Origin of the sequence: Gemmatimonas sp. UBA7669, assembly GCF_002483225.1 — a bacterium.
Taxonomy (GTDB): domain Bacteria; phylum Gemmatimonadota; class Gemmatimonadetes; order Gemmatimonadales; family Gemmatimonadaceae; genus Gemmatimonas.
In genome coordinates, this window is sequence record NZ_DLHL01000053.1 from 125,178 (window position 1) to 147,734 (window position 22,557).

Here is a 22,557-nt window from a genome sequence, read left to right on the forward strand (position 1 = left end):
TCACTGCTTGACGGCCCCCGCTGCACCGGCACGACGCGGATCGGCACCGGCCCACACCTGGTCACGCCCAATGCGCACCGCCGCGCCGTAGCCTTCGCGCAACTCGCCATACGCTGACACGAAGGTGAGGCCGTAACCCAGTGCCCGCAGACGCGACACCACACTGGGCGCAAAGCCGTCTTCGAGTTGCAGGGTGAAGGCGTTCATGCCCGCACCGCCAAAGCCGCCGCCCGGCAGGAAGCGCGGCTGCTCAAGGGCCGCCTGCGGACCAAGGTTGTAGTCGAGGGCGCCGAGCAAGGTCTGATAGACGGCGGAGGTGATCCAGGCATTTCCGGCCGCGCCCACGGCAAAGACCGGGCGGTTGCCTTCGAAGGCAATGGTGGGTGCGAGGGTGCTGCCATGGCGGGCAAAGGGGAGTCGGGATCCGTACTGCGAGGGATCGGTGCCGTAGGACGTGAGCTTGTCGTTGCTGAGAAAGCCCAACCCCGGAGTCACGTAAAAGTTGCCTCCCCAGGTGCCCAGGGTCTGCGTGACGGCCACTGCGTTGCCATCGGCGTCGGCCACGGTAAAGGCCGTGGTGCCGCTGCTGTGACACACGCTCATCTCGGCGGCGTGATCATCACCGCAGGGCGCATCGTGGGGCAGGTCGTCTGACGGGGACTCGCTCGTGGCGCCCGATGTGGCGGCTGGCGACGCCGAGCCTGCGGCGCGCGCCTTGAGGCAGGCCAGCGTATCACCGCGTACGCTGGCCGGCGTGAGCGCCCGATTGGCATCGAAACACTGCCAGCGTACCCGCGCGCTGTCCTTGTGCACCACACTGCCCACGTCCACCGGCCAGAGCGCGGGGTCGGCAATGCGGTTGCGCGAAGATGGCGTGAGAAACCACGCGCTCAATGCCGCGTGCAGCGTGGGCGCGTGATCGGCATAACGCTGCGGCGAGGGGAACTGCTCCAGCAGGTTGAGACGCGCCACCAGATCGGCGCCGCCACTCACCGGTGGGGCCGAAGAACACACGCGATAGCGACGATACGTGTCGCAGACGGGCGCCATTTCGTTGGCGAAGTAGCGCGCGAGATCGCGCTCGGTCATGGCGTTGCCGCCGCGGCGCAAATCGGTGGCGTAGCGTGACGCCACTTCACCCTTGTAGAAGCCGTCGGCGCCACGCAGCGCGATCTGCTCCAGCACCCAGGCGAGATCGGGATTGCGAATGCTGTCGCCCACGGTCTTGGGCACGTCGCCATTGAAGAACAGCGCACGGCTGCCGGCATACTTGGCAAAGTGCTCACGCTCGGTGGCCAGCGTGGTGGCAAGCCCCGGACTCACGGCATAGCCATTCCGCGCGGCGCGAATGGCCGGCGCCAACAGCTCCGCCCAGGGCAGCTTGCCACTGCCATGCTGCTGCCAGGCGCGATACATGCCCGCCACGGTGCCCGGCACATTGACCAGCACGGGGCCATCGGCGGGATAGCGGCCATTCACCAGCAGCGAGGTGTTGCTCAGGCCTGCGGCCTCGGGCACACGGCTCATGAACTCGATGAGTGTGGGCGCCTTGCCCTTGAGGGCAATCACCATTTCGCCGTAGCCACCAATGCCGCTGGCGTCGGGCTCCACCACCCCGAGCGCAAAGCTGGTGGCGACGGCGGCATCCACCACGTTGCCCCCGCGGCGAAACATCTCGAGCCCCGCCTCAGTGGCCACGGGATGGGCACTCGACACCGCGGCACGTCCGCGGGCTTCTTCGCGCAACGCGGGCCGTGCGCGCAGCGCCTCGTGCAACACCTGCGCCAATGCCGAATCGCTGGTGGCGGCCAGCGCCCGTGGCCGGTACGTGCTGCGCACGGCCTCCCACGCGGCGCGGCGTGTGGCCTGCGATGCGCTCGCGTCTTCAGCGCTCGTGAAGTACAGCTGTTGCGACCGCTGCCACATGCGGTCGAAGGCGGCGGCGTTGATAGCGCTGCGATCGGTGGCTGTCGGCGCGTCGAGGGCCAGCAAACCGTCGTCGGGTGCGCGCGGGGCCGGGATGCGCACGAGGCCGGCGTCAGTTGCGGTGTTTGCCGACAAGCTCCCCGATGGAATGTTGCCCCGTTCGTGACTGCTTCTGTCCACGCCACGATCGGGATCGCCATTGTAGCCGACCGATACATCGCGCACCTCGGCCACGGAAATCCACGCACCATCGGGCGACCAGTCAATCTCGCCATGCCGCCGCGACACGAGGTTGCTGTAGGCCTGGCCGCGTGTGGGCACGACAAAGGTGCCGCTGCGCATGGACACGGCCATGCGATCGTCGGGTCCCCAGGCGACGTCCTCCAGCGTGGGGTCAGTAAAGACGACGCTGTCACGGCGAGTGCTGAGGTTGTGCACGACCACGCTGCGTGAACTTTCGCCAACGGTCAGAAAGGCCACGCGTTGTCCGTCGCGCGAAATGCGCGGGCGACGTTCCTGACGCTCCACGCTGCCGAGCCGACGTTCGCTGCCATTGGCCTCACGAACAAACAGGCGCGCATCACCGCCCAGACCACGCTGAAAGACCACGCGGCCATCAGGTAGTGGCGCGGGCGCGACATCGTGCGCCGCATGGGTGGTGAGCCGCTGCGCGGTTTGGGCCGCGCCGTTCGCGTCAACTCGTTGCGCGTAGAGGTCGTAGTTGCCGGCCGAATCGTGCGCGAAGTACAGCGTGTTGCCGGCAAAGGTCGGGTCGCGGTGGAACGCCGAGCTGGTGGAGTGCAGCGCCGCCGGCTGTGTGCCACGCTGCAGATACAGGTGACCTGCGCGAGCGAAGGCCAGCAGGTTGTCCGGACCAGCGGCAGGCTGACGGACGTCGCCTGAGTCCTCAATACCTGACGCAGTGCCGCTGGCGGCACTGGCTGCTTCACCGGACGCCCCGGCGCCTGCGCTTCCGCCTACGCTGGTGCGACGAATGACCACGCGCTCGATGATGTCGCCTTCCTGGATGGCGTCCACCACGTTGAGGCCACGCGTGGTTTGTGCAAACACCGTGTAGTCGTGATCGAGCCGGACGTTGTCGATGAGATTGATGTAGAGCTGCCCGTCACCCGTGTCGCGTCCGCGCGTGGAGATGCCAAAGCTGCCGCGTGCATTGCGCGCAAAGCCCACTTCGTCGCGCATGAAGTAGTCGGTGGCCGGGTCGTACTCATCGGCGCCCGGGCTACCGCCCTGCACAACAAAGTTGGGCACAATGCGATGCAGTGTGCGGCCGGCATACGCGCCCGACTCGGCCAGCGTCACAAACGCGTGCACGGCCATCAGCGCTTCGTCAGGCAGCAGACGAAGCTGCACGACGCCCTTGCCGGCTATGTGCAGGTCGGCGGTCGCGCCACGCAGCGCATTGAGCGTAGCGGCTGGGGGGAAGGCCGGTGCCGCGTACGTGGCGTTGTATGGCACGAGCCGCGTGCTGTCGGGGGAAAGGCGCTGTGCCACGCGGCGCGCGATGGCCGGATCGGGATGCTGCAGCAGCGGCTGCATCCAGCGGCGCGTCGCGTCATCCAGCACGAGGGCCTGCACGATGGCCTCGCGCGGGTCACGCCAGGTCACACCACGCGAGGCAATGCGATCAAACGCGGCGCGCAGTGTGGGGGCGTGCGCGAGCCGTGTGGCCGAGTCGGCCTTGCCGATGACCTGTGCGCCCTGCAGCATGGCGCCGGCATGATTGCGCGTGAGCAGGGCAAGCGCTGTGGGCACCGTCTGCGAGGCGGCCAAAGCCACGTTGGGATCACGGTCGCTGGCAAGGCGGGTGAGTGTGCTGCTGTCCTTGATGAGCACTGCGGACTGCGCGGCCCAGGCGCGGGCCTGCCACACCGGGGAGCGTGCGAGTTCACGCACGGCGTTCTGGGCGTTCGCAGGAGCGGTGCGCGCGAGGCTCAGTACGGCGTGGGCGCGGCGACGCCAGTCGCTGTGCGCCAGGAGCGGTGGCAGCAGCGACGCATCGCAGCGCTTCTCGCCCAGCAGGTCGATGGCCAGAAGACGCACGTGTTCACTGCTGTCGTTCACATGCTGCGCGGCGCGTGTGCAGTCGCCGGCCACACGCAGCGCCTGCCAACGCACCATGGGGTGCGGGTCGGTCAACCAGGCGCGAGACAGGGCCACGGCCGCGCGCCTGACCTGCGGGTCGGCATCACGGCGCGCGGCATCGAGCGTGAGGGAGTCGCGGTCACCGGCGGCGGTGAGTGCGAGCAGACTCACGAGGCGAACTTCGCCGTCACTGTCGCGTTGCACCCGCTCGCGGAGTTGCTGCAGCGTGGTGGCTTGCGGCTTGGTGCTGCGTGCATTGCGTCGCAGATAACTCTCGAGCCCACGCGCCATGCCACGACGCGCGTCGGCCTGCTGGTCCTGCAATCCGGCAGCCAGCGCCGCTTCAATATCGGTGTTTGGTGTGGCCACGCGGCCCAGCGACTCGCCCCAAGCACCGCGTGCCGCGGCGTGTGACTCCGGCGTGCTGCGCGGCCAGAGCAGGTGCACGGCGCGCAGTTGCGCCGCGGCATCGTAGGCCTGTCGCCTGACGGCGGGCGTCGATGACTGCAGCAGAGGCGTCAATCGCGCGGCGTATTCCGCACGCTCCCAGCGTCCCAGAGCGCGTGCGGCGAGACGCTGCAGCGTCGTATCGCCCGACGCGATGGCACGATCGAGGGTGCCAATCGCCGCCGTGTTGCTGCCGCGACTGTACTCGGCGGCCAGCACCTCGTGGACGGAGGGCGGCTGCGAGGCGCCGAGCTGCATCAGGGGAAGGACAAGAAACCACATGCGGGCATGCACAACGCTGAGGGAAACAAAGGCGCCGGGAATCCGACGCTGCCGTCTCGAATATGCGTGGCGGACCTGTGTCCGGTAACTTGCCGGGGTGGATGCCGCGTTCCTGTGGATATCTTGCTGGACGGCGCCGGCATGGCGCTGTGACCGACCCCCAAACACCCCCGGAGTCTTCATGCGGCCAGTCCGCCTCGCGGCGCCAGTGCTTGGCGCTGCTCTCCTTGTTCCGGCTGCGCTGAGCGCGCAGCGTCCGGCCGTCAATCGTTACGGCAACCCGGAGCGCGTGCGTCCCGCGCCCACCACGGCCGGCATCACCGAGCGTGATCTGCAGATCCGTCTCTATCAGTTTGCCGACGACAGCATGCAGGGCCGTCAGGTGGGCCGCGTGGGCAATGAGAAGGGCACGGACTTCATTGCCGCAGAGCTCAAGCGCCTGGGTGTGCAGCCGGCGGGCGTAAACGGCACATACTTCCAGAATCTGCCGTTCCATACGCGGCGTTTCACCGATCACTCACGCGTGACGGTGAACGGCAATCCGCTGGTGTGGAACACGGATGTGGTGGCGGTGCCGGGTGCGCGCGCGCCGCGTCCGGTGGTGGACGTGGAAGTGGTGTTTGGCGGCGTGCAGGGCGACACGAGCCGCCTGATCAGTGCGGCGCAGGCGGCGGGCAAGGTGGTGGTGCTGCTTCCCTCACCCGATGGCCCGCGCGGCGGACAGGGGCAGGCGTTTGCGTTGGCGCAGAATGCGGGTCCCGCCGCGTCGCGCTTTGCCGATGCGGCGGCGGTGATCACGGTGGATCTCGACCGGCTCACGCCGGCGCAGCGGGCGGCCATCAACAAGCCGACGGTGGCGTCGCAGCCGGCGCCGGTGCGCTACCCGGCGGCCGACACCAGCATCAAGGATCCGATGCAGGCGCTGCTCAAGCAGATCGCACAGGTGCAGGCGCAGCTCTATCCGCAGCCCACGTTGCGCATGACGCAGAGCGGCGCGGCGCGCCTGTTTGGTGTGGCGTCGCTGGATGCGCTGCGGCCGGGCAACACCGGCGGGCGGCTTACCGCATCGCTCGATTTCGTGGAAGAACCCACGAACTGGGGCCGCAACGTGATCGGTGTCATACCCGGCAGCGATCCGGTGCTCAAGAACCAGTATCTGGCCATTGGTGCCCACAACGATCACGTGGGCTTTGCGCCGGTGGTGGACAAGGACTCGGTGCGAGCGTTCAACGTGGAGCGCAACAAGGTCCTGTTGGCCAACAACATGAAGCCGCTGGGCCCCGATCTGATGACGTCCATCAAGGTGAACATGGACAGCATCCGTCGCATTCACCCCACACCACGTCTCGATTCCATTCGCAATGGTGCGGACGACGACGGCTCAGGCTCGATGGCGGTGCTGGAGATTGCCGAGGCCATCATGGCCATGCCGGTCAAGCCCAAGCGTTCGGTGCTGTTGGTGTGGCACACGGGTGAAGAGGCGGGCCTCCTGGGTGCGGCGCACTTCACGCAGAACCCCACGGTGCCCATCGATTCGATCGTGGCGCAGCTCAACATCGACATGATCGGCCGCGGCCGCGTCGAGGACCTGCCGGGTGGCGGTGACGATTACCTGTCGGTGATTGGCTCGTACTTCGACAGCAAGGATCTGGGTGACCAGGTGAAGGCCGTGAACGCCAAGCAGGCCAAGCCGCTCGCGCTGGACTACAAGCTCGACGAGCCGACGTCGTGGGCCGGCTACAACAACATCTACGCGCGCAGCGATCATTTCCGCTATGCGCAGCAGGGTATTCCCATCGCGTTCTTCTTCACGGGCCTGCATGGGGATTACCACCAATACAGCGACGAGCCAGAGTTCATCGACTACCCGCATTACGCGCGGATCGCGAATTACATCAAGGAGATCGCGGTGGAAGTGGCGAATGGTCCGAGGCCGCGGCTCAACGGCACCAAGCCGGTCAAACCGAAACAAATTACCCCGTAAGGTGGACCGCGTAAGGTGAAGGGCGGGAAGCAACCGTACGCGAGACCGCGGTCTCGTGTGCAGTTCCTTCCCGCCCTTCACCTTACGTCGTCCACCTTACGCGGTTCGCAGTAAACCGGTAGCGGTACCTTCGCGAAGTTCACCTTACGCGTTTCACCTTACGCGGTTCGCAGTAAAGCGGTAGCTGTACCTTCGCGAAGTTCACCTTACGCCGTCACACCCTACGCCCCTCGTTCGTTCACATGGCTTTCGGCTTCTGCTGATTGGCGTTTTTCACGTATTTATCCAACCACGCCACCCACCGCGCCCACTGATCCATCACCGTTTCCTTGGCAATGGGTCCATGATCCTCGTACGGGTACATATACAGTGACGTCGTCTTGCCCAGTCCCATCAATGCGTGATAGAGCTTGGTGGAGTTGATGGGGTCGGTGCCGACGTTCTGGTCTTCGGTGCTGTGGTACATGAGCAACGCGCCGTTGAGCTGATCGGCATAGAGGAACGGCGACATTTCCAGGTACGTCTGCCGTCCCTGCCAGAGATCGCGCCGCTCGCTCTGGAAGCCGTTGGGCGTGAGGGTGCGGTTGTAGGCACCGTCGCCCGCAATGCCGGCCTTGAAGAAGGGCGTGTGCACCATCGCGTTCACGGTGCTGAAGGCGCCGTAGCTGTGGCCGCCCAGGCCCAAGCGATGGCGGTCGATGATGGCCAGGGTGTCGAGCGCATCGATGACGGCTGCCAGATTGTTGCGCAGATCCACGACGTAGTTGTCGTTGGGCAACTGGCCTTCGCTGGCAAAGATCGGCGCATCGGGTTCGACGACGGCATAACCCTGCGTGACGAGGAACTGCAGCGAGCGCGGGCCGAAGCTGGGGAAGCGATTGGCCTGGGTGGGCGTCTGCTGCGCCTGGCGGGAGTAGGCCTGCTGATTGTCGTACTCGCGCGGATAGAACCAGAACATGGCGGGCAGCCGCGTGCCGTCCTGATAGTCGGCAGGCAGCGTGACGCGCACGTTGAAGGTGTAGCCATCGGCGCGGCGCGCCACGACCGTGCGGCGCTTGGCGCTCGACATCTCCGGCATGAGGTCGCGGTTGTTCGTGAGCTGCTTGACCTCCTTGCTGGCCAGCGTGAGCACGAAGGACTGTGGCACGGTGGTGGCCGACTCCCGCTGAATGACGGCGCGCGTGAAATCATCGTCGAGCGGCGCGGAGATGGTCTCCACCACATTGCCCGCGCTTTCGTAGAGACGCGTGCGTGCCCCGGTGCGAATGTCGATGCGCTCCACGTAGGCCTTGGCAATGCTGGTGCTGTCGGGTGTGGTGCCCTGCGTGAACACCGACTTGCCGTCGGTGGACACCATCACCACCGGCACACCGCTCCTGCCCGGGCGCGTCAGCAAGCCGCCGGGTGCAGCACCAAAGCGGCCGGCGGCGGCCGCTACGGCCGGCGGGGCATTGGGCGCCGCCGTGCTGTCGCCCCGACCACGCGCACGCGGCGCAATGACCGTGAACTTGGCGTTGTTCTCGGTGAGGAAGATGGCCTGCTCGTAGGTGCCGCCGGTGCCCGTCTCCGTCACGAAGAGAATGGTGCCGGCGTCGTTGAAGCGCGCGGCCGTGATGCGATTGGTGGTGGTGTAGAGCGCCGTCGCACTCGTGGAGTCGAACGGTGCCTTCCAGTGCATCACCCGATCGCCACGACGCGACTGTGCCGCGCTGTCACCACGCGCCGCGTTGCCCGCGCCGTTGCCACCACCGTTGGCCGCCGGCGTGATCTGCAAGTACACGAGCCCACCCGCGCTGGGATGCCAGGCGAGATTGCGCTTGCCCGTGTCCGGCGCGGCCGCACGTGCGGCAGGGCTGGCCGCGGCACGCGGCTGCGGATCGGTGGGGTCGGCCGGTTCTTCACCTTCCCGCAGCGGGCGCTTGTTGATTTCCGCCAGCACCTTGCCGCTGCCATCGAGAATGACTTCGCGCGTGCCGAACGAGGACACCGGCAGCACATAGCTGAACGGCTCTTCCACATACGTGACGCGCAGATACTGCCCATCGGGCGAGGCATCGACGCTGCGCACGAGACCCGGCGCGCCGATCTTGCGCACGGCGCGGCTCTTCGCGTCAATGAGTGCCACCTGACCCTTCATGTGATACGCCACGAGTTCCTTCTCGAACGGCGTCATGAGCAGGTCGGCGTACGTGCGGGTCTTGAGCTTGTTGTTCTCGTTGAGACGCACCATGGGGCCGCTGGCCAGCACCGGCTCACGCGGCTCGGGTCCGCGGCCATCGGGCACCAGCACCGTGAGCAGCGCCTGGCCGTTGGCCGTCCATTCCGGAGCCGTGACCGTGGTGGCCATGACCGTGCGCGGCGATACCGCGCGCGACTTGCCCGTGGCGGCGTCCGCCACCCAGATCTGTGTCGCGTCGTCGAACAACGCGAAGAACGCCACCTGATTGCCGTCGGGTGACCACGCCGCGCTGCCCACACGTGCGCCCGCGGGAATGGCCACGTTCACCTTGCGGCCGGTCTCCCACTCCGTGATTTCCAGCCCGGCGCTGCTGCGCATGGTGAGGTTGCGCTCGCGATTGGCGCGCTGGTCGACCTGCCAGCCTCCCAGGTTGTGGTGCGCCTTGCCCACCAGGGCCAGCGACGGCAAACCGTCGCTCACCAGTCGCATGAAGTAGCGACGCGCGCCCGGACTCGGGGTGCTGTAGGTGGCGTTCAGTTCGCGCGGCGCGGCCACGAGCTTCGCAATGGCTTCGGGCGGCGTGATGTAGCCCTCTTCGGCCAGCGGATCAGACTTGGCGGAAGATGACGTGGAGGACGACGCCGATGGACCGGCGGCGTTCTGTGCCACGAGCGGGCTGGCGGCCGGCGCAAACATCGCAGCCAGCGAGGCGGCGAACAGCGCAGGCCGGAGTGCGGGCAGGGAAGCGGAGCGAGACATGGTCAGGTAGGAGGTCCCGAGGGAGGCAGGTGGGTGAGCCGTCCAGTACCGGTCAGCGCGGCAGACCGGTGTGATTCAGCACCACCCATAACGTACGATTGTTTTCGTTGGCGCGCGCGCGTGGCACCGCCACCCACTGCTGCATCCACAGCAGGTCGAGGCGCTTGGTGCGATTGAATTGGATGGCCGGTCCGAACGCGATGCGATTCTGGTCCACCGTCACACCCCGCTCGGCGCCGCCCAAGCCAATAAAGAGGTCGTTCTGCACGAGGCCCAGGACCGGCAGGCCGCGGAACTCGAGACCGGGCACCGGGCGCATGAGCCGCACGAGATAACGCGCACGACGGCCAAAGCGCTCATTGACGAGTTCCTCGTTGCCGTTCGCGTCCTGCGCCACGTCGGCGAGCCAGCGGTTCTCGAAGCGGAAGCGGTGCATGAAGTCGGTGCCGCCCTGCTTGTGATTGAGCTGCGCGAGCAGAAAGAGCTGCCGGTCACGCAGCGGCCGCGCGGCCGGCAATTCCCCGTAGGGCGCCGAGGCCACGTAGTTGATACCCGCACCCACCCGGAAGCCCGGTGCCACACGATAGAGCGCGGTGGTACGCAGCAGCAGTTGCTGCGGGTCGCTCAGGCCATTCACGCGCCGCCACTGCACGTCGCCCAGGGTGGACCAGCGTGTCGTGAGTGGCTGATCGTAGGCAAACGCCAGCCAGGTCTGATCCTGACGCACGGTGCGCCAGTCGGACTGCGCCGCAGCCGGCGTGGCGAGGCCCGGTGCGGCAAGTCCGAGCAGGGTGGTCAGGGTCAGCACACCCAACCGGCGGAGGGAGGTAAATCGCGTCATCCGCGCAAGCTGCTAGCTTTGAATACGGCTCCACAAGGCGCGTGAGGTATCCGACGCCACGCGCCCCGGAGCATGCACGACCCATCATCTGCCGAGCAGCCGCATGTCCGACGCCGCCAACACGCCCACGCCGCCCGCCACCCCTGCGTCCGACGCGATGGAGGAGGTGAGCGAGCAGCCCACCATGCCGCTCGAAATGCCGCTCGCCAGCGACGAAGAGCGCGAGTCCCTCGAGCGTGTGCGCAAGTTCCTGCTGGTGGTGCATCGCGGACTGCTGCAGGCCGAGCGGACGCGCTACGAGAAGGTGCGTGGTCGCATCGACAACAACAGCGCCTTCCTGCAGCTCGTCATCAACGATCCGTTCTTCGATTGGCTGCGGCCCATGGCGCAGCTTGTGCTGCTCATCGATGAACGCAGCACGGACAAGAAGTCGCCGCTGGGCAGCGCAGAGGCGCGCTCACTGTATGACCGGGCGCGCATGCTGCTGCGGGCCGACGCTGAGGGCGACGCGTTTCAGCGTCTCTACTTCCAGGCCCTGCAGCACTCGCCCGATCTGGCCGTGCTGACGCGGCAGGTGGCGGGTGCGCTGGCGAAATAGTCCTACCGTCTGATAACGGCTGGTGGCGCCCAGGGAACGGTTTGTCCCCGGAAATGACCGGCGATCTGGACCGTCGCTGGTCCCGCCTCCATAGTCAAAGAATGCGACGTGCAGGGGGGCTCCTTGCCGCCGGGCGGGTGCTGGGTCTTGGACTCGCGCTGGCTGCGGCGATGTCGTGCGGGCGTGCACCAGCGCCCGCACCCGCGGCTGCGCTGACAGCGTATCCGTCCACCGTGTATCTCGATCAATTCGATACCCTGTGGGCGCGCTTTCAGGAGACCTATCCGTCGTTCAATTACAAGCAGGTGGACTGGCAGGCGCAGCGTCTCAAGTACCGCCCGCTCGCGGCCCAGGCGCGCAGTCAGGACGAACTCGTGTCGGTGCTGCTCGGCATGCTGGCCCCCCTGCGTGATCTCCACGTGTGGCTGGTCGATCCGCGTGGCCAGGTGGTGCCCAGCTATCGTCCGCCCACGCTGGTGAACTTCGAGCGCAAACGCTGGGAAGCGGCGCTGCGTGACGCGGGGTATGTGGCACGCGCGGCGCAGGCCGGCGACGGCGTCGTGGGCGGCTACGGCTACCTCTGGCTGGGCACGTGGAAGGCGCCGGTGGACGAAGAGCTGCTGGACGTGATGCTGCAGCGAGCCCGCGAAACGCCGGGTCTCATCATCGATGTGCGCACCAATGCTGGCGGCAGTGACGCCGCGGCGCTGGCCTTTGCCAGTCGCTTCACGACGCGCACGCTCACGGCGTCCTACGTGCAGATCAACATCGACCCGCGTGTGCAGGGGCTCGAGATGCCGCTGGCGCGCAGCATCGGCCCGCGCGGCGCGTGGCAGTACACCAAGCCGGTGGTGGTGATTGCGGGTCGCGGCGGCTTCAGTGCCACGGAGAGTTTTGTGGCGGCCATGCGCACGCTGCCGCATGTCACCGTGATCGGGGATACCACGGGTGGCGCGAGTGGCAATCCGGCCACGTTTGCGCTGGGCGGGGGGCGCGGCTGGCAATTCACGGTGCCGCGTTGGCTCGAGTTTGCGCCAGACAAGCAACCCATTGAATGGCGCGGCGTGGCGCCGCATCTGGTGCTGCCCTGGACGCCGCGTGACTACGATGCGCGGCGTGATCCGCTCATCGACGCCGCCGTGGGCATCCTGGGTGAGCGCACGGGGGTGTATCGCATCGGGCCGGTCATCGGAGAGCCGCCACGTGACCCGCCGGCCGGCACGATCCGCGATTCGCTCCGGCGTGACTGAACGTCGCGCCGCTGAAGTGGCGCCTCCCGTGTGGGATCGTGGCGACTGGACTTCGCTGCCGCGTTTGCGCGGTGATTGCAGCGCGCACAGTTGCGTCGTGGGACTCGGCGGCACCGGTCTCACGCTGATTGCCGAGTTGCTGGCGCGCTCGGAGAACGTCATCGGCATCGATGCCCGCGATGTGGGGGCGGGCGCTGCCGGACGCAACGGCGGCTTTCTCCTCGCCGGGTGTTACGACTTCTATCACGACGCCGTTCGACGTCACGGTCGGGAGCGCGCGCGCGACATCTATCTCGCGAGCATGACCGAGATCGAGCGCATTCGCCAGGAAGTGCCGGCGGCCGTGCAGCGTGTGGGCTCCAAGCGTCTCGCGGCCACGCCGGAGGAAGTGGAGGACTGTCGCGCACAGTACGACGCACTGCGTGCCGACGCGCTGCCGGTGCAATGGTATCGGGGCGACGATGGCGAAGGCTTGTTCCTGCCCACCGATGCGGCCTTTAACCCGCTGATGCGCTGTCGCACCCTGGCCACGCAGGTGCGCGCAGAAGGCGCGCGCTTGTTTGGTCACACGCCGCTGCTGCAGCTCGACGGCACCCGGGTCATCACGCCGCATGGGGTGGTGCATGCCGAGCGCGTGTTCATTGCCGTGGACGGTGGATTGGATCTGATACTCCCGGAGCTCGCGGGTCGCGTGCGCACGGCGCGTCTGCAGATGCTGGCCACGGCACCGGTGGAACCGGGGCGCATTCCCTGTCCGGTGTATTTCCGCGAGGGCTATGAGTACTGGCAGCAGTTGCCCGATGGGCGTGTGGCCCTGGGCGGGTACCGCGACCAGGGCGGCGACGGCGAGTGGACGCATGATGCGACGCCGTCACATGCCGTGCAGGCGTTGCTGGAGCGGCATCTGCGGCAGCGGCTCGGTATTGACGCGCCCATCACGCACCGGTGGGCTGCGAGCGCCGGCTACACGGACACGGGGCTGCCGGTGGTGGAGCAGGTGCGGCCGAACGTGTGGGCGGCGGGTGGCTACAGCGGCACGGGCAATGTGATGGGCGCCATGGTCGCGCGTGGACTGGCGTCGGCCGCTGTGGACGGCGACGACATGCCCTTGCGCCTGTTGCTGGGGCCCGACTGGACACGCTGCGTCACCCATGGGCTGGGCGTGTTGCAGTAGATTGCAGCAGGTGTTCGTTCCCTCCAGCCTGTGCTCAGCCTGTGCTCAAGTCCCGCCTGCCGTTGTTCGTGGTGTTCGCCCCGCTGCTGCTGCTGACCGCGGCCTCGTCGTCGGTGCAGGCGCAGGGTGCGGAACCGCCCATGCCCAAGACGCTGCCCGTGCCCACCACCTACGAGGGGCTGTTTGGTGAGCGGGATCTGCGCGCGCGCGGCGCCCTGCAATACATGCAGTGTCACCAGGAGACCGTGCAGGCCGCGCGTAGTGGGGCCCTGGGTGACATGTCGCCGTCGTGGAACGTGGCCTGTGTGCCGCAGGGCAATGAGTGGCGCGGTGCGCTGGTGGAGTTCACGCAACAACCATCGGGCAGTGCCAACGTGAAGGTGCAGCGACAGTGGGCGCTGCGTGGCTCCGGCATGGCGGTGCGCGAGCGCATCGATACGCAGGCCGTGGCGGCGGTGGCGCGCGCCATGGCACGCGGACTGGCGGCGCCGCGTCCTGGACGCGGAGTGGCCGATCTCATGCCGGTGGCCCTGCTGTATGAGGGGTACAGCGAGGTGTGGTTCCTGCCGGTGCTGGGGGCGTCGAGTCGCCCGGTGGTGGGTGGGGATTCGCTCATCCAGATGAAAGCCGACGGCAGCGCCGAGCTGGGGCATGCGAGTCGCACACCGCGTGTGCGCACGCTGCAGGCGCCGGTGGCTGGTGCGCCCTGGACCATTGTGAGCAGCGAGGACCGGGTTCCGCTCATCAGTGAGCTCATTGCCGCGCGCCGCGGTGTGGCGGTGGCCGGTGAGGTTCGTGTGCGCACGAAGCAGTTTGAGTCCACGCTCCGGCGCGGCGGGCAGTGGACGCATCGCGCCTTGCCGGGGGTGTCACCGTGAGCACCTCACTCACGCTGCGCCGCGCCACGGTGGCCGATGTGCCGGTCATCCGTGAACTCATCGAGGGGCTCGCGGAGTACGAGAAGTTGCGTCACGAATGTCAGGCCACCGATGACGCGCTCACGGCCACGCTGTTTGGTGAACGCGCCTATGCCGAGGTGGTGCTGGCCGAATGGGAGGGTGAGGTAGCCGGGTTTGCCCTGTTCTTTCACAACTACAGCACCTTCCTCGCGCGGCCGGGCATCTATCTCGAAGACTTGTTCGTACGGCCGACGCTTCGCGGGCATGGCATCGGCAAGGCGCTGCTGCAGCATCTCGCGCAACTCGCCGTGGCACGTGGCTGCGGCCGTCTCGAGTGGTCGGTGCTGGACTGGAACGTGGATGCCATCGGGTTCTACACCGCGCTCAGTGCGCGGCCGCAGGATGAGTGGACCGTTTACCGGGTCACGGGCGAGGCGCTCGCGCGATTGGCCGGAGGAGAAACCTGAGCATGTCGCAGAAGCCGTCGTTCGTTTCCACCGCCGCTCATGATGACGATGTGAATCGTGAGGGCTGGACCCGCCGCAGTGTGCTGCGCCTGCTGGCTGCCGGCATCGGTGGTGGTGCGCTGCTGCCCTCGCTGGCCCGCGCGGCAAGCCTGTCGGCGCACCCGTCGGCACGACTCGATCGCATTGGCCTGCAGCTCTACACGGTGCGTGCTGCACTGAGCAAGGACCTCGAGGGCACCATCGCGGCGGTGGCCAAGGCGGGCATCAGCGAGGTGGAGTTCTTCAATCCGTTTGGCAAGGATGGCGCGTGGTGGCGTGAGCTGCTCACGCGTCATGGTCTGACCGCCCCGGCGGCGCATGAAGGGTTGCCACGCACCGACGATGGCTGGGGGCCGGCCTTTGAGCGCGCGCAGGCCATCGGACACAAGCTCGTCATCGTGCCCTCGTCGAGCATGGAGTATCGCGGTGCACGCGCCAACTGGCAGCGTCTGGCGGCGCGGCTCAACATCGCGGGCGAGAAGGCCAAGGCCGCGGGACTCGAGTTCGGGTATCACAATCACGACTACGAGTTTGCCCCGGTCGATGGCACGACGGGCTACGACGTGCTCACCAGCGAAACCGATGCGTCGCTGGTGAAGCTGGAGCTCGATCTGTACTGGGCGGTGAAGGCGGGCCAGGACCCGATGGCACTCATGAAGCGCTTCGCCGGACGGGTGGTGGCCGTGCACGTGAAGGACGCGGGGCCGCCCCCGGAGCGTGCCATGCTCGACGTGGGGAAGGGCACCATCGACTTCAAGTCACTCATTGCCACGGGGCGCCGACAGGGCCTCCGGCACTGGTTCATCGAACACGACAATCCCGCCGATCCGATCGCGTCCATCACGGCCAGCGCGGCGGCGCTCAAGGCCCTGTGAGCGCGCTTGTGAGCGCGCCGGTGAGCGCGCCGGTGAGCGCGCGATCGGTGCGGGCGCTGAGCGCCGCTCTGGCGTTGGCGAGCTCCGGGTTGAGTGCGCGGCATACGGAAGCACAGCGCGCGCCCGTGGGTCCATCCACGCGCAGCTATGTGCGGTTCGATACGGCGGTGCTGGCGCTCACCAACGTGCGTGTCATCGATGGCACGGGCGCGGCGCCACGCGAGGCGCACACCGTCATCGTGCGTGATGGTCGCATTGCGGCCCTTGGGCCTGCGGCCAGTGTGAGTGTGCCGGCCGGTGCGCAGGTGCTCGATCTCAGTGGCCGGTCGGTCATTCCCGGCCTCGTGATGGTACACGAGCATCTGTACTACCCGGTGGGTGCCGGCACGTATGCCAATCTCACCGAGAGTTTCTCGCGGCTGTATCTGGCCGGCGGTGTGACCAGCATGCGCACCGGCGGCAACATGAATGGGCTGGCGGAGATTCTCGTGGCGCAGGCCATCGCGCGCGGCGAGAAGCCGGGGCCGTTCATCGACGCCACCGCGCCGTATCTCGAAGGGCCGGGCATGGGCTTCAATCAGGTCGTGCCGCTGCGTGACACCACACACGCCAAGCAGTTGGTGGCGTATTGGGCGGATCAGGGCGCGACCTCATTCAAGGCCTACATGAACATCTCGCGCGACGCCCTGCGCGTGTCGGCGCGTGAGGCGCACGCGCGCGGCCTCAAGATCACGGGGCATTTGTGCAGCGTGACCTACCGCGAGGCCGCCGACGCGGGCATCGATGATCTCGAGCATGGCTTCTTTGCCATGAACGATTTTGTCCCCGGCAAGACCCCCGACCGCTGCATGGGCCGCGGTGGCGCAGCCACGCAGTCCATGGCTTCGCTCGACCCGTCGAGCAGCGAGGTGCAGGCGCTGTTCAGACATCTCATCGACAAGCGCGTGGCGGTGACGAGCACGCTGGCCATCTTCGAAACCTTCACGCCGGGTCGGCCCATGCCGCGTGGGCTCGATGTGCTGCTGCCGACCTTGCGTGAGGACTACGAGCGGCGCTACGCGGCCACGCAGCGCAATACGCAGTCTCCGTATGCGCGAGCCTTTCCCAAGGGCATGGCGTTCGAGCGCGCGTTCGTGCAGGCGGGTGGGACACTGATTGTGGGCACCGACCCCACCGGTGGCGGTGGCCTCGTGCCGGGTTTCTCCAATCAGCGGGCCCTCGAGCTGCTGGTGGAGGCGGGCTTCACGCCGCTCGAAGCGCTGCGCATTGGCACACTCAACGGCGCCACCTATCTGGGTCGCGGCGCGCTCACCGGCTCACTCGAAGTGGGCAAGCTGGCTGATCTGGTGGTGCTGGACGGCAACCCGGCCGCCGACATTGCCGCCGTGCGCAACGTGCAGTGGGTGTTCCGTCAGGGTGTGGGGTACGACCCCAAGGCGCTCATTGAGTCGGTGCGCGGCAAGGCCGGGCTGTGGTAGGCGGGGAATAGCCCTGTGGGCTCTGCCAGGTTACGGCGGCCGTGGCCAAGGCGGCTGCTGTTGCTGCTTGCGGGCCTCGGGCTCAGCACGCCCCTTGAGGCTCAGCGCCGCTTCACCAACACGCATGTGTGCAGCAACGCGCAGCGCGAGGCCGGCTGCCTGATTGTCCTGGGTTCCGGTATGCCGGTGCCCGATCCGGAACGCGCCGGGCCAGCCTATGCCTTCGAATATCGTGGGCAGGTGTTGCTGTTTGACGCGGGCGCCGGTGTGATGCGCCGTGTCGCTGCGGCCGGCCTGCCCATTGACGGCTTTGCCAGTGTGTTGCTCACGCATCTGCACAGTGATCATACACTCGGGCTGCCGGATGTGCTGCTCACGACCTGGGTGATGGGCCGTCGCAGCCCCATGACGCTGCGCGGGCCGCAGGGCACCGAACGGCTGGCCGCAGGCATTTTGCAGGCGTGGCAGGAGGACATCGCGGTGCGTACCACCGGACTCGAACGCGGCCAGCCCGGCGGTGAACGGGTCACCGTGCAGCCCATCGATTCTGCCGGCGGCGTGGTGTACGACTCGCTCGGTCTGCGCGTCACCGCCATTCCCGTGCCGCATGGCGAATGGAAGTCGGCGTTCGGCTATCTCATCGAGACGCCGTCGCGGCGCGTGCTGCTCTCCGGCGACGCGGCACCTGGCGCGGCCCTGCGCGCCGCTGCCCGCGGCGTCGACGTGCTGGTGCACGAAACCTATCCGGAAGTGCGTCTGGTGCCGGAGAACCGCCCAGGTGGCGAAGAGTGGCCACGCTACATGCGCAGCGTGCACACAAGTGACACCGAAGTGGGCGCGCTGGCCGCAGCAGCCGGTGTGCAACTCGTGGTACTCAGCCACATCGTGCGTATGGGCGGCACCGACGACGAATTGCTGGCCGGCGTGCGGCGGGGGGGCTACACGGGGCCGCTGCGCATTGCGCGCGACTTGGACGTGTTTTGAGCGCTGCCCTGAGACGTGCACCGCGCCCGGTGCGAGCAGGTGCACGATGTCGCACGTCGCAGTAAGTTCGTCGTGTTACATCAGTGTTTCACGCCTCCTGCACTCCTCGAACTCCGCCTTCCGTCATGACCGCAACCCGCCTCGGCGTCGGATTCATTGGGTCCGGCTTCAACGCCCGTTTCCACATGCAGGGCTTCCGCTACGTTCGCGACGCTGATGTGCTGGGCGTCTGGAGCCCCAATGCCAAGAACGCCGCGGCCGCAGCGCGTTACGCGCGGGAACTGGACGTCGGCGCCTGCAAGGCCTACAAGACCATCGGCGACATGGTGGCCGATCCGGCCATCGACGCCATCTGGCTCAATGGCCCGAATCACGCGCGCATCGAGAACGTCGAAGAAATCGTGGACGCGGTGCTGACAGGTCGTGGCACGCTCAAGGGCATTGCCTGCGAGAAGCCGTTGGGTCGCACGGTGGCCGAAGCCAAGCACATCCTCAAGCTGGTGGAGAAGGCCGGCATCATGCACGGCTATCTCGAGAACCAGTACTTCTCGCCGCAGGTGGCCGTGGGCCACAATCTCATCTGGAAGCGCGGCGCGGCCACGACCGGGCGGCCGTATCTCGCGCGTGCCGCCGAGGAGCACAGCGGGCCGCACGGGCCGTGGTTCTGGAACGGTGTGCAGCAGGGTGGCGGCGTGCTCAACGACATGATGTGTCACTCGGCGCTGGTCGTGCGCCAGTTGCTCACGCCGCCGGGCGAGTCGCTGTCCACGCTCAAGGTCAAGCGCATCACGGGCCACATTGCCTCGCTCAAGTGGACCCGCAAGGCGTATGCGGCGCAGCTCAAGAAGGACATGGGCGTGGATTATCTCAAGGCGCCGTCGGAAGACTTCGCGAGTGTGCACATCGAGTTCGAAACGCCCGATGGACAGCTCGCCATTGGGGAAGCCACCACGTCGTGGAGTTTTGTTGGACCGGGTCTGCGCCTGAGCGCCGAACTGCTGGGTCCTGAGTACTCGATGAAGTGGAACACGCTCGAGTCAGGGCTCGACCTGTTCTTTTCGCGTGCGGTGCGTGGCAAGAGCGGCGAGGACATTGTCGAGAAGCAGATGGCCGAGCAGGGCCAGATGCCGGTGGTGGTGAACGAGGCCATCGCCTACGGCTACGAAGCCGAGGACAATCACTTCGTGCGCGCCTTCCTCGGCAAGGAGAAGCCGCTGCTGACCTGGCACGACGGTCTGGATGTGGTGCGGGTTCTCATGCACGCGTACAAGAGCGCCGAGTTGGGCAAGACGCTCGAGTACAAGGAAAACGGCGTGGACAAGTTCGTGCCGCAGGTTGGTCAGGGCACCTGGAAGCCCTGATCATGCAGGTCTGACCGTTCGGCTCTGCCTTGCGCCGTGGAAAGGACTGCCTGCATTTCCTGCAGGCGGTCCTTCGTCCAGAGGGTGCTGCCGCTGGGGGAAGACTGCGCGCGCAGCACGTCGAGTGCCGCGTTCACTTTGCTCCGCGCACCGTTGCGGTCGCCAGATGCCATGGCAATCGCGGCATCCAGCCGGATCTGCTCATGCGGTGTCAACACGGCGCGAATGACCTTCTCGTGCGGCGCAATCCGCGCGCGCGCGGCGTCGGCGTTGCGGTCGAACCACGCCAGCACCCAGGCTTCTTCTGCGGCAATGAAGGCGGAGAGATTGAGCGGCAGGCCGCTGCCCAGTGCCACGGCGCGATCGAGTTGAACGCGCGCCTCACGCACCTGTCCCTGAGCAAGCAGCCAGGTGTAGGCGGTGGTGCGCCCCAGAAACTCCATGATGGAGCCATCGCTGGGCTCGAGCAGGGAGGCAATCTGCTCCCGCGGCATGTCGTCCACTCGCGCGCCGGATTGCAGCTTGACGGTGATGGCCAATTGTGCGGCGTCGCGGCGCGCCTCGGGGCCTTCACGATGCAACTGCAGGAATCGCTTGCCGTCGGTGACGAAGTTGCCGTTGCGCATGGGAATGATCGTGACCACGGCCAGGGCGCCACTCACCGCGCCGAGCATGAGCACCAGCGCGCTCCACGACGCGGGCGCGCTGAGCGCCAGCAGCACCATGCACACGAGGGCCAGCGCGACACTGGCCAAGGGGCCACCCAGGACCATCCATTTGGTGCGCTGCACCAGGGCGTGTTCGCCCTGTGGAATGCAGGCCGCAATGCCACCGGCCAGTTCGAGTGAGGTGTTGAGACCCAGGCGGATGGGCGCCTGTTCATCTTTGCGCGAAAGCTTGAACGGCCCCACCACCAACAGCATGAAGCGAAAGCCCTGCGAGAGGCCGCCCACGATATGCCCGAGCTCGTGCACGAGGACCGCGCCGAACATGGCGGCGAGCGCAATGGCCCAGCGCGGCCCCATGCCCTCTGGCGCGAGCGCAATGCGGGTCGCGATCCATTCACCAGCAACAGCCTTGCCCACCAGTACACCCGCCATGCCGATGAGTGCGCCCGCGAGTGCCCCGACGATGAACGTGCGGCCGGTGGCGCCGCGGCCAGTGCGGACGGGGGCGTTGGCGGGCGGCGGAGGGAGAAGGGGGGTACCGGTCCCCTGGCTGGTGCTGGTCATTCCTGTGGGTCGAGTTTCCGGTAGTTCACGTCGAGTGCATCGAGCCGTGCGAGATGCGGCAGCAGGCGCGACCGAAAGTGGGCGTAGTCACGAAGCGTACGCGGCGTCCACAACACTTCCGCCAGCGCAACAAGCCGAGGGAAGGCCATGTACTCGGCGTGGCGCGAGGTGGGGATGTATTCGGTCCAGAGCTGCGCCTGGGCTCCGAGCACATGGCGCGCCTCGGCTTCCGTGAGTGACGGCGGCACTGGCTCGAAGGCGTACACCGAATCGATGGGTGTGTACCCGCCGAATGCGTGGGGCTCCCGGCTCTTGTCGCGCGACTGGTAGTGATCGAAGTAGGTGTGACTGCCCGGTGCCATGACCACATCGTGGCCAGCCTTGGCTGCCGTGATACCGCCTGCCATGCCGCGCCAGCTCATGACCGTGGCGTTGGGGGCGAGACCACCTTCGAGAATTTCATCCCAGCCGATCATGCGGCGTCCCTGCGCCGTGAGAAAGCTGTCCATCTGCCTGACGAACCAGCTCTGCATATCGTGCTCGTCTTTCAGACCGAGCGACGTGATGCGGGCCTGGATAGCCGGGTTGGCCTTCCACTGCTCCTTGGTGGCTTCGTCGCCACCAATGTGAATCCACGGTGAGGGAAACAGTGTGAGCACTTCACGCAGCACGTTCTGCATGAACTGCACACTGGCGTCGGTGGGATTGAGAATGAACGGACTGACGCCCCAGATCTGCAGCACACCAGGGGCCGAGTCCGGGCGGCTGGAGAGCTCGGGGTAGGCATGCACGGCGGCCTGCACATGCCCCGGCATCTCGATTTCGGGCACCACCGTGATCATGCGTTCGGCCGCATAGGCCACCACTTCGCGAATGTCATCCTGCGTGTAGTGCCCGCAGTGCGGTTTGCCGTCAAACACGCGCTTGGCCGGGTCGGACTGATAGGGCGGCACCATGGTCTGCTCGCGGCAGGCGCCCATGGTGGTGAGGCGCGGATACTGCGTGATCTCGATGCGCCAGCCCTGATCGTCGGTGAGGTGCCAGTGAAAGCGGTTGAGCTTGTGGCGGGCCAACAGGTCGATGTACTTCTTGACGAACTCACGCGAGCTGAAGTGGCGCGCCACGTCGAGATGTGCACCGCGCCAGGCAAAGCGTGGCGCGTCTTCGATGCGCACCGCCGGAACCGACCACGTGGTGCCGGGCAGTGGTGCGCCCCGATAGATGGCGGGCGGCAGCAGCTGCTTGAGTGTCTCGAGGGCGTAAAAGGCCCCGGCCGAGTCGCTGGCCTGAACCAGCACACGCGCGGGCGTGACATCGAGCCGGTAGCCTTCACGAGGCAGCCCCGGGATTTGCTGCAGCTGAATGCCGCCTGTCGAGGCCGCGCTCCGCGGACGGCTGGCCAGTACGAAGCCGGTGGGGTTGGCGATGTCGCGCACAAAGCGCGAGGCCACCTGACGAAACGCCGGTGACGTGTGCAGCACGGTGCTGGCGCGCAACACAAAGCGTCCGGCTCGCGGTTCGAGTGTCGTGGGCCGAGGGATGACGGCGTAGGCCGACGCGTCGGGGGTCTGCGCGCTGGCCATGGAGGCCAGTGGCAACAGGGCAGAGACCGCGGTCAGCACCACGGTGAACCGTCTCATCAGCATATGCGAACACGTCATGGTGAAGCCTGCGGG

The 22,557-nt window shown here is 67.0% G+C and carries 15 protein-coding genes; 10 read left to right on the top strand and 5 right to left on the bottom strand.

The annotated features are described in order from the left end of the window. Positions 1-4,761 carry a gamma-glutamyltransferase gene (locus B2747_RS16145; RefSeq protein ID WP_291163239.1) on the bottom strand — a complete coding sequence of 1,587 codons (4,761 nt, stop codon included), beginning with the start codon at positions 4,759-4,761 and terminating at the stop codon, positions 1-3. A 181-nt stretch (positions 4,762-4,942) separates the two neighbouring features. Here B2747_RS16145 and B2747_RS16150 point away from each other — a divergent pair, with 181 nt between their 5' ends. Then, entirely contained in the window at positions 4,943-6,745 is a 1,803-nt protein-coding gene (locus B2747_RS16150; RefSeq protein WP_291163241.1) for a M28 family peptidase, read from the top strand. Positions 6,746-6,983: 238 nt separating this feature from the next. On the opposite strand, the gene B2747_RS16155 is transcribed toward B2747_RS16150, so the two are convergent. Together B2747_RS16155 and B2747_RS16160 are read right to left on the bottom strand one after the other, a co-directional pair. Next, positions 6,984-9,683 carry a prolyl oligopeptidase family serine peptidase gene (locus tag B2747_RS16155; protein WP_291163243.1) on the bottom strand — a complete coding sequence of 900 codons (2,700 nt, stop codon included), beginning with the start codon at positions 9,681-9,683 and terminating at the stop codon, positions 6,984-6,986. A gap of 52 nt (positions 9,684-9,735) precedes the next feature. Next, entirely contained in the window at positions 9,736-10,524 is a 789-nt protein-coding gene (locus tag B2747_RS16160; protein WP_291163246.1) for a DUF2490 domain-containing protein, read from the bottom strand. 103 nt (positions 10,525-10,627) lie between these two features. Here B2747_RS16160 and B2747_RS16165 point away from each other — a divergent pair, with 103 nt between their 5' ends. From B2747_RS16165 to B2747_RS16205, 9 genes are all read left to right on the top strand, one after another. Further along, entirely contained in the window at positions 10,628-11,122 is a 495-nt protein-coding gene (locus B2747_RS16165) for a hypothetical protein (protein ID WP_291163249.1), read from the top strand. A gap of 101 nt (positions 11,123-11,223) precedes the next feature. Continuing rightward, positions 11,224-12,372 carry a S41 family peptidase gene (locus tag B2747_RS16170; protein WP_291163252.1) on the top strand — a complete coding sequence of 383 codons (1,149 nt, stop codon included), beginning with the start codon at positions 11,224-11,226 and terminating at the stop codon, positions 12,370-12,372. Then, on the top strand, positions 12,365-13,546 hold the full coding sequence (locus tag B2747_RS16175) for an NAD(P)/FAD-dependent oxidoreductase (RefSeq protein ID WP_291163255.1): 1,182 nt from the start codon (positions 12,365-12,367) through the stop codon (positions 13,544-13,546). The genes B2747_RS16170 and B2747_RS16175 overlap by 8 nt, the downstream gene beginning before the upstream one ends. A gap of 41 nt (positions 13,547-13,587) precedes the next feature. Further along, on the top strand, positions 13,588-14,424 hold the full coding sequence (locus B2747_RS16180; RefSeq protein ID WP_291163258.1) for a hypothetical protein: 837 nt from the start codon (positions 13,588-13,590) through the stop codon (positions 14,422-14,424). Further along, a complete protein-coding gene (locus B2747_RS16185; protein ID WP_291163261.1) occupies positions 14,421-14,912 on the top strand; it encodes a GNAT family N-acetyltransferase in 492 nt (163 codons plus the stop codon). Before B2747_RS16180 ends, B2747_RS16185 begins: the two co-directional genes overlap by 4 nt. A gap of 2 nt (positions 14,913-14,914) precedes the next feature. After that, complete coding sequence (locus B2747_RS16190; protein ID WP_291163264.1) at positions 14,915-15,826, top strand: sugar phosphate isomerase/epimerase family protein; 912 nt, start codon at positions 14,915-14,917, stop codon at positions 15,824-15,826. Next, entirely contained in the window at positions 15,823-17,304 is a 1,482-nt protein-coding gene (locus B2747_RS16195) for an amidohydrolase family protein (RefSeq protein WP_291163267.1), read from the top strand. Before B2747_RS16190 ends, B2747_RS16195 begins: the two co-directional genes overlap by 4 nt. A gap of 60 nt (positions 17,305-17,364) precedes the next feature. Then, positions 17,365-18,288 (top strand): MBL fold metallo-hydrolase, encoded by a 924-nt coding sequence (locus B2747_RS16200; protein WP_291163270.1) that lies wholly within the window; start codon positions 17,365-17,367, stop codon positions 18,286-18,288. Positions 18,289-18,413: 125 nt separating this feature from the next. After that, positions 18,414-19,649, top strand: a complete 1,236-nt coding sequence (locus B2747_RS16205) for a Gfo/Idh/MocA family oxidoreductase (RefSeq protein WP_291163273.1) — start codon at positions 18,414-18,416, stop codon at positions 19,647-19,649. Here the strand turns inward: B2747_RS16205 and B2747_RS16210 are convergent. Both B2747_RS16210 and B2747_RS16215 read right to left on the bottom strand, forming a co-directional pair. Continuing rightward, positions 19,628-20,881 carry a M50 family metallopeptidase gene (locus B2747_RS16210; RefSeq protein ID WP_291163276.1) on the bottom strand — a complete coding sequence of 418 codons (1,254 nt, stop codon included), beginning with the start codon at positions 20,879-20,881 and terminating at the stop codon, positions 19,628-19,630. The genes B2747_RS16205 and B2747_RS16210 overlap by 22 nt on opposite strands. Next, positions 20,878-22,521, bottom strand: a complete 1,644-nt coding sequence (locus B2747_RS16215) for a beta-N-acetylhexosaminidase (protein ID WP_291163279.1) — start codon at positions 22,519-22,521, stop codon at positions 20,878-20,880. The genes B2747_RS16210 and B2747_RS16215 overlap by 4 nt, the downstream gene beginning before the upstream one ends. Positions 22,522-22,557 lie beyond the last annotated feature (36 nt).

What these genes read in the sequence shown, in the direction of transcription:
- B2747_RS16145 (WP_291163239.1), bottom strand. Translation starts at nt 4,761, where the DNA reads ATGTGGTTTCTTGTCCTTCCCCTGATGCAGCTCGGCGCCTCGCAGCCG.
- B2747_RS16150 (WP_291163241.1), top strand. Translation starts at nt 4,943, where the DNA reads ATGCGGCCAGTCCGCCTCGCGGCGCCAGTGCTTGGCGCTGCTCTCCTT.
- B2747_RS16155 (WP_291163243.1), bottom strand. Translation starts at nt 9,683, where the DNA reads ATGTCTCGCTCCGCTTCCCTGCCCGCACTCCGGCCTGCGCTGTTCGCC.
- B2747_RS16160 (WP_291163246.1), bottom strand. Translation starts at nt 10,524, where the DNA reads ATGACGCGATTTACCTCCCTCCGCCGGTTGGGTGTGCTGACCCTGACC.
- B2747_RS16165 (WP_291163249.1), top strand. Translation starts at nt 10,628, where the DNA reads ATGTCCGACGCCGCCAACACGCCCACGCCGCCCGCCACCCCTGCGTCC.
- B2747_RS16170 (WP_291163252.1), top strand. Translation starts at nt 11,224, where the DNA reads ATGCGACGTGCAGGGGGGCTCCTTGCCGCCGGGCGGGTGCTGGGTCTT.
- B2747_RS16190 (WP_291163264.1), top strand. Translation starts at nt 14,915, where the DNA reads ATGTCGCAGAAGCCGTCGTTCGTTTCCACCGCCGCTCATGATGACGAT.
- B2747_RS16205 (WP_291163273.1), top strand. Translation starts at nt 18,414, where the DNA reads ATGACCGCAACCCGCCTCGGCGTCGGATTCATTGGGTCCGGCTTCAAC.
- B2747_RS16210 (WP_291163276.1), bottom strand. Translation starts at nt 20,881, where the DNA reads ATGACCAGCACCAGCCAGGGGACCGGTACCCCCCTTCTCCCTCCGCCG.
- B2747_RS16215 (WP_291163279.1), bottom strand. Translation starts at nt 22,521, where the DNA reads ATGAGACGGTTCACCGTGGTGCTGACCGCGGTCTCTGCCCTGTTGCCA.